Source organism: bacterium, from assembly GCA_037131655.1.
Classification (GTDB): domain Bacteria; phylum Armatimonadota; class Fimbriimonadia; order Fimbriimonadales; family JBAXQP01; genus JBAXQP01.
In genome coordinates this window covers 1-7,159 of record JBAXQP010000140.1, presented here as the reverse complement: position 1 = coordinate 7,159, position 7,159 = coordinate 1, and the positions used below count along the sequence as shown (strand labels likewise).

The following is a 7,159-nucleotide window of genomic DNA, read 5'->3' as shown; positions in this document are numbered from 1 at the left end:
CTTAATACCTATTGACAGTTGTAAATAAATACGCTACTCTAATTACGTGAACGCGCAAGGATTTGACATGAAACCTACACCGGATGTTTCCCGGTTAGTAAGAGCAATAACCGAACGGCAGCTTTTACGAGAATTTTATCAACTTGTTGTCGAAGAGGCTACACGGGTCATGCGCGCTAAAACAGCCCTTCTTACCCTCCTTCAACCTGATGGAATTCTCGATTTTGTTGGCGTTACTGGCGAACAATCAAAAGATATCTATGGGTTGAAAATGCGGGCGTCTGATTCGTTTCTAGCACCGGTTTTAGAATCATTAAAAGCCGTGAACCTACAATCGCATGATAACGATCAGCTGTCGGAAACAAATATAATGCGTAAAGGGTTAGGGGTTCCAATTCTTTCCGGCAAGTCATGCATCGGCGCGCTTGCTGTTCTCAACCCCGAAGATGGCAAGGAGTATAACGAAGAAGATGCGGAAGCGCTTGCGATGATCAGCCGTTTCGTGCCTCTGATGCTCCAAATGAATTCTCAGCGCCAGACATCCGATCGCCAGGAAAGAGAGATCCGGTTACTCAAACAGTTTGCTCTTTCCTTAAAAGATAATGTGCATCCCGGACGGATTGCGGAAAGCCTTGCCACAGCATTAGCTGAAAACTTGGCTTCCACCGTCACCTCGGTGTATATCGTCGACCCGGATACTCAAGAATTGGCGCTCGCTGCCCGGACTGGACTTGAATTAGATACACTTATAAGTTCGGAAGAACGCGGTCGACTTATCGCCGAGACAGTCAAAGGACGCAAAGCGATTCGATACCCGAATTCTGCAAATAATCCGCTTCCGGCCTTCCTGCCTTTGGGCACTCGCTCGGCAATTATTGCACCGCTGGTTAGTCGCGAAAAGTTCATGGGCTTTGTTTTGATCGCCAGCTTGCTGCCGGATGCTTATACTGATGCCGATGAATCGGTACTCACGGCAATTGCATCACAAGTGGCAATTGCGCTCGATAGCGTATTTCTCGCTGAAGATGTGGGGCGAGGGGCGCGCATTAATTCACAGATTTATGAGCTTTCCGAGAACCTTAGTGAAGCAGACTCTGAGGAAGAAGTATTCTCGGCCATCGCAGACGCAGCGTTTGGACTTCTTGATCTCGATGGCTTTGCAGCGATGATCTATGATGGCCAACAATTGCGAACCCATTTTATGCTTGGGTTAGCTGAAAGCATCTATGATTATGCGCCCGCTAAAGGACAGGGGATTCCTGGTTGGGTTATCGAATTTGAAGCGCCCGCAACCGCTCAAGATATTATTATCGACCCAAAGAACCAATCCGCGCTTTGGCCGAGCGATGATGCGAGTTTACTCTGCGTTCCACTCCAAAGAGGCGCTAAAAGTATCGGCGTCTTGGTCGGTGTGAGCCAAACCCCCCGCCAATTCACCATCGCCGATACCGAACTCTTCTACACCCTAGCCCACCTAGCCGCCGGCTCCCTCAAATGCGGAGACTAACTATTTTCCCGCCCCAATTCGTTATAATTTGAAGCAATCTTCCCAAAGGGTCATTACATAAGGAAATTATGCCTCGAAAACCTACTTTAAGCCCATCGCGAATTAGCGTTTATCTTGCGTGTCCGGTCAAGTATCGTTGGAGCTATATTGACCCGCGCGGCAAGTTTTATATGCGTTCAAAGCCTTTTTACAGCTTTGGCACAACATTGCATCGCGCCCTTCAACGATTTCATCAAAGCGGTGGAGCAGGGGTTAGCACCCTTCAGGATGTGATAGCTGATTACGAATCCGTTTGGGTCGATGCCGGTTATGAATCAGAGGAGAGTTCTCAGGAGCATCATGAACTTGGGAAGCGGTTTCTTGAAAGCTACGTCCAAGCGGAAGAAGAAGCCGTTATTACCTCTCATACCCTCTTCGTTGAGAAACAGCTTCGCAAGGATATGGGCGACTTCTACCTCGTAGGCCGAATAGACCGCGTTGAAGAGTATGATGATGGCCGCATAGAGATTGTCGACTACAAGAGCGGGCGTACCAATATCCTGCCGGAAGAAGTGAAAACCGATCTGGCAATGTCTATCTACCAGCTTCTAGCGCGATATCACTATCCGGAGCAAGAAAACTTCGCAACCATCATTGCCCTGCGAGATAACTCCCGAGGCTCCGCTTCGCTTTCCAATCAGGAATTAGATGAACTCGAATCCGATATATTATTCTTAGCCAACGAAATACTCAACGCCGATTATATGAACTTATCTCCCATCTACAAACCGATTTGCCGTGATTGTGACTTCAACCCCCTTTGCCGCCGAGACACCGAATTCCGCAGTATTTTCGACGCCGCAGAGGAAGATCTCAAGAATCGCCACAATCAACCGCCGACTTAGCAGGAACATGAAAAATGAGGCAGAATTATAAATTATGATCACGACAATATGTTATAGACAGGATACGGGATTTCGCAAAGAGATTGAGCCTCACGAAATAAGCGATTTATTGGATAAAAAAGGCAATCTGTTATGGATTGACGCCACAGACCCGTCGTTTGAAGAGATACAGCTTCTCCAGGAAGAACTTGGACTTCATCCGCTTGCGATTGAAGACCTGAACGTTCGTTATGACCGGCCCAAGATCGAAGAATATGACAGCACCTATTACATGGTCGTCTACGCTGCTCGTGAAGCTACACGTCAGATTGATGAGACTTTAGGATATTCGGTTATGGGGGTTGATTTTCAACGTCTGAACCTGTTTGTCGGGCGAAATTTTCTTCTCACCATTCATGATAAACCCTTCAAAGAGGTGAATGAAGTTTTAGCTCGTTGGGAGCGCAATTCTCAAGGAATGGATACTGATGTCGGCATTCCAGTCTACTCGCTCCTCGATTCGTTGGTTGATAACTTCTTTCCTGTTATCGATGATATTGCCGATAGAGTCGATGAGATGGAGGACAAGATTTTCGAAGGCGCCGACCAGCAAGTCTTAAGGAGTATTTTCGTCCTCAAAAAAGACTTACTGAGCTTCCGACGTTTAGCTTCTCCCCTTAGAGATGTGGTGAATGTGTTGTTGCGGGGCGATATCCCAATCTTCGCCGAAAAAAGCTCCACTTATTTTCGTGATGTCTACGACCATCTCGTCAGGATAATCGATAGCATCGACACCTATCGAGACTTGATGTCGAACGCTCTTGATACCTATCTATCTGTAACATCCAATAAGCTGGCAGAGAACTCGAACCGCCTGAACATAACAATGCAAACCTTGACCGCATGGTCAATCATGCTCATGAGCGCCGGGATCATCGCAGGAATTTACGGGATGAATTTTAAATATATGCCGGAGCTTAGTTGGTTTTTCGGCTACCCCTTCGCGTTGTTGCTAATCACCTCGATCTGGGTTGTTTTTATTGTCTATTTCAAACGTATGAAGTGGCTGTAGAAGTGTCCTCGCAAGGGTATTTGTGCCGAAGCAACCTCCTCCTTTTCCAAGGAAGGGTGTAGGGATGGTTTGCGGAATCCATAGAGTTATTCGATAAGTGAACATAAGAAAGACTTAGAATGCATGCATTGCCTTATCCTTTGAGACTTGTTACAGGGCTGCCGGGGGCGGGGAAATCAGCGGTTTGTTTGGCTGAATTCCTCCAGCGTCCGAGCCAGACTACAATTGTTGTCCCTGGTCACGCTCAAGCAGAGGCTTTAAAGGCAAGGATTCCAGAAGAAGATCAAGCTTCGGAAATTGCTGAAGGGCAGATTGTAACCTGGGACTTCTTCTGCAAACAACTGGCTTCCCAGAACAGAAAATCTATTCTGCCAACTGCTTCCCGAGCGCTTCGCGTTGGCGCGATTGGCCGATGTGCGGAAATTGTTCTGGCTGAAGACGGTTATTTCGGAAGGGTTCGAATGATGCCAGGGTTTCATCGGCGATTGGTCGATATCCTTGAAGAGCTTTCTCAGGCCGGTTTTACCTCTGATTCGCTGCTCGAAATCGCCTTTCAAGCTTCGGAAAGGGCAAGCGATCGCCGCTTTATCGAGAGAATTCAAGAACTATGCTCTTTGTGGGAGGAGTACCTACATTGCCTTGGCAAGCTTCGAGTTAGCGCCCCGACTGATACTGCATGGTCGGCTATCGATGCGGTTGAACAGGGGGCGCATATCGATTTTCAGTCCGTATGGTTTGACGGGTTTCAGCCTCTAAACGAAGCTCAATTTGCTTTAATGGAGGCACTGTCAAAAAGCGGCGCATCCGTGGGAGTAACACTTGCCTGGCACCCGGAAAGAACCCGATTATTTACGGCCTCCGATCGTGCCCGCACTCATCTCCTCAAACGTTTTGATGTCGAGGAAACACAACTCCCAAGCGTTAATCAACGAGCAAAAAGCCTGAGTCTGCAACTGCTCTCCCACCATCTCTTCCATTCGAATTGCACGGATACTGAGCCAGCACAGCCGCAAATAATCGAAATCGATGCCCCAAACCGTTATGGGGAAATCGAGCAAATTGCGAGGGAGGCATATCGGATTCAAAAAAGCGGCGAGTATAAGTTTGAAGAAATGGCATTTGTGGCACGGGATTGGAACGGTTATGCGCCCATCGTCAGCACCGTCTTAGCTCGCTTTGGGGTCAAATTTACCTGGGAAAGGGATGAGCCGCTGCTTCGAAATTCGCTTGCAAGAACAATTTTACGCACTCTCGAACTGTTCGATAGCAACTGGCGGCGCGGGCAGGTCATAGAAATCCTCGCCTCCAGTTATTCGCCATTGAATCGGTGGCAAGCGCAACGCATCGCTCGCGCCTCTGCCAAAGCCAGAGTGAAAGACGGGCGAGAGGAGTGGGCAAGTTTTGCTGCTCTATGTATACAGGAAGAAGACTCGCAAGAGGCCGGCGAATTCCTCCAGAAGCTAATCGATTGGCAAGAACGGGTAAGCAGCAAACCCCAAACAGCTTCCGATTTTAACAAACATATCGAAGAGATGATCGACGATCTTGGCTATGAAAAATCCAACCCCTTAATCGATATTTCACTTCAAAAAACTGACCGGCAGGCAACACGAGCAGCTTTCGACGCTCTTACAACTCTTGCGGACCTCGATCGGTTATCAAGTAATGAACCTCAACCTTATGGCTCCTATCTTGAAAGGCTCAAAACTTGTTGGGATGAAGCGACTTTTAGATTGCCTACTGATGACAAAGGGGTTCGATTACTCGAAGCAGCAAACGCCGGTGGTTTTGAGCCGAGAATCGCTTTTGTAGTCGGGCTTCTTGAAGGGTCATTTCCACGGCGGATTAATGAAGAACCTTTCCTAAGAGACGATGAGCGGCAACTTTTAGCTGAATTGACAGGTAAGCAGCTTACCACGGGTCAAGAGCGGGCAGAAGAAGAGCGGCTTCGTTTCTATCTGGCGGTGACATTACCTTCAGAAAAATTATACGTTACCTACCCCCGCACCGGTGATGACTCGGATGCAATCCCCGCGTTCTATTTAAATGAACTCAGAGACGCCCTTCCGCCTGGGTCAGTTAAGACGAAAGAGTATAAACTCTCACAAGTCGCCCCATTACGTGAAGAAGCGACAACTTTAGCCGATCAAGTGCTTAGCCTGGCGGCGGAATATGGCGCGGGGATTCTAAGTGAAACTCCGGGAATTCCGCTACTTGAAGAACGGCCGACGATCACGCAAGATTTAATCGAATGGCGCAGATTGCCGCGTAGCCCGGAAACGCTTGGCGATGATGCCGCTAAATTAAGAGCATGGAATGGACGAACCCTCCCTGTGACCGAACTCGAATCGCTGGCCCGATGTCCGCTCCAGCATCTAGCCCGCTTCTGCATGCAACTTCATGCCCTTCATCAGGGAATTCAGCGCACCGATCAGGGGCAATTGGTGCATGTGGCTTTGAGAAGACGGTTTTCAAAGAAGCCTAACTGCGAAGATTCGGAAACACTAGCGGCTGAATTAAGACGCGAGATTGATGAGCTATTGGAGGAGAATCCGCCCGATGGCAGCGCGTGGGAACTTAGAATGCTCCGATTACTGGCGGATGAGCTGCTCAGCGGTTTTGCGATTCGCGAGGCGTTATATCAAGCCGCATTTGGACTGCAGCCGAATATGTTTGAGTTGGCATTCGGCATGATTGCCGCGCCCGAGGAACCCGATATGCCCTCAGATCGTCCCCTTGACCCCAACTCAAAGCCCCAGCCGCTAAGCATCCCCTTGCCAACCGGCGAAACGCTCAATATCTGCGGCACGATGGACAGAGTAGACGTAAACGAGGACGGCAATTTGGCAATGGTAATTGACTATAAGCTGGAAGGACAGCAAAGGTGGATTGAGGTCGATAACGGCGGCTCCCTCCAGATGCCCCTCTACGCAATGGCTTTGAAGGAGCTATTCGGTATCGCTAACATTATTCCGGCCTACGACTCCCTTTCCCGAGGAGCCAGAGACCGATTATTGAACTTGGATATTCCAGCCTCCCAACGCGCTCAATTCGCTCGGCCAATGGCCGGCGAAGACTCTCGCAGTATTAAAACGATGGGGATTCCCCAATTCAACCAATGGCTTCTCTCCACCAAAAAAAAGGTTGCTCGCCTTGCGATGCAGCTTAAACAGGCACAAATTACTCCGCGTCCAGGCGATCACTGCAATCATTGCGCCTACGGCGACCTCTGCCGAGTAGACCGATTCGGCCACCACGACGGTGAACCGTTAAACGCAACTCCTTTTGACTAAGTGAGGTTGGGTGATTAGGAATCAAAGAATTAAGAAGGAAAAACTAAAAGAACGACGAATTACTCTTTATATAACGAGGAACAGGACTTGTCCTCGTAGGGTATTGATAATCAGGACTATGCATAATAAAGGAGAAAACAATGGAAGAGACAGTCAAGTATTTGCTGGTTGGGGGCGGAGAGGCATCTGCCTGGGCGGCACAGTATATCCGTGAGCGCGATCACGTCGGGACGATAACTCTCATTGGTTGGGAACCAAACCCACCTATTGACAGACCCCCATTGTCCAAAGAGTTCCTTCTCGATGATAGCCTTTCCAAAGATTATCCCGAAATAAAGAACCGTGCCTTTTATGAGACGAGTAAAATCAACCTCCGTACCGGTACAAAGGCAATCAATTTAGACCGTCAGAATCGGATCGTGAC

General features: G+C 48.7%; 5 protein-coding genes. All 5 read left to right on the top strand.

The features are described from left to right. The first annotated feature begins 67 nt into the window (after nt 1-67). Entirely contained in the window at nt 68-1,507 is a 1,440-nt protein-coding gene (locus WCO51_07750; protein ID MEI6513155.1) for a GAF domain-containing protein, read from the top strand. A gap of 68 nt (nt 1,508-1,575) precedes the next feature. Next, on the top strand, nt 1,576-2,391 hold the full coding sequence (locus WCO51_07745) for a PD-(D/E)XK nuclease family protein (GenBank protein ID MEI6513154.1): 816 nt from the start codon (nt 1,576-1,578) through the stop codon (nt 2,389-2,391). 34 nt (nt 2,392-2,425) lie between these two features. Continuing rightward, nucleotides 2,426-3,442 carry a magnesium/cobalt transporter CorA gene (gene corA, locus WCO51_07740; protein ID MEI6513153.1) on the top strand — a complete coding sequence of 339 codons (1,017 nt, stop codon included), beginning with the start codon at nt 2,426-2,428 and terminating at the stop codon, nt 3,440-3,442. 119 nt (nt 3,443-3,561) lie between these two features. Further along, a complete protein-coding gene (locus WCO51_07735) occupies nt 3,562-6,735 on the top strand; it encodes a PD-(D/E)XK nuclease family protein (protein ID MEI6513152.1) in 3,174 nt (1,057 codons plus the stop codon). Nucleotides 6,736-6,875: 140 nt separating this feature from the next. Further along, nucleotides 6,876-7,159: FAD-dependent oxidoreductase (locus tag WCO51_07730; protein MEI6513151.1), on the top strand; the 284-nt coding region annotated here is incomplete at its 3' end.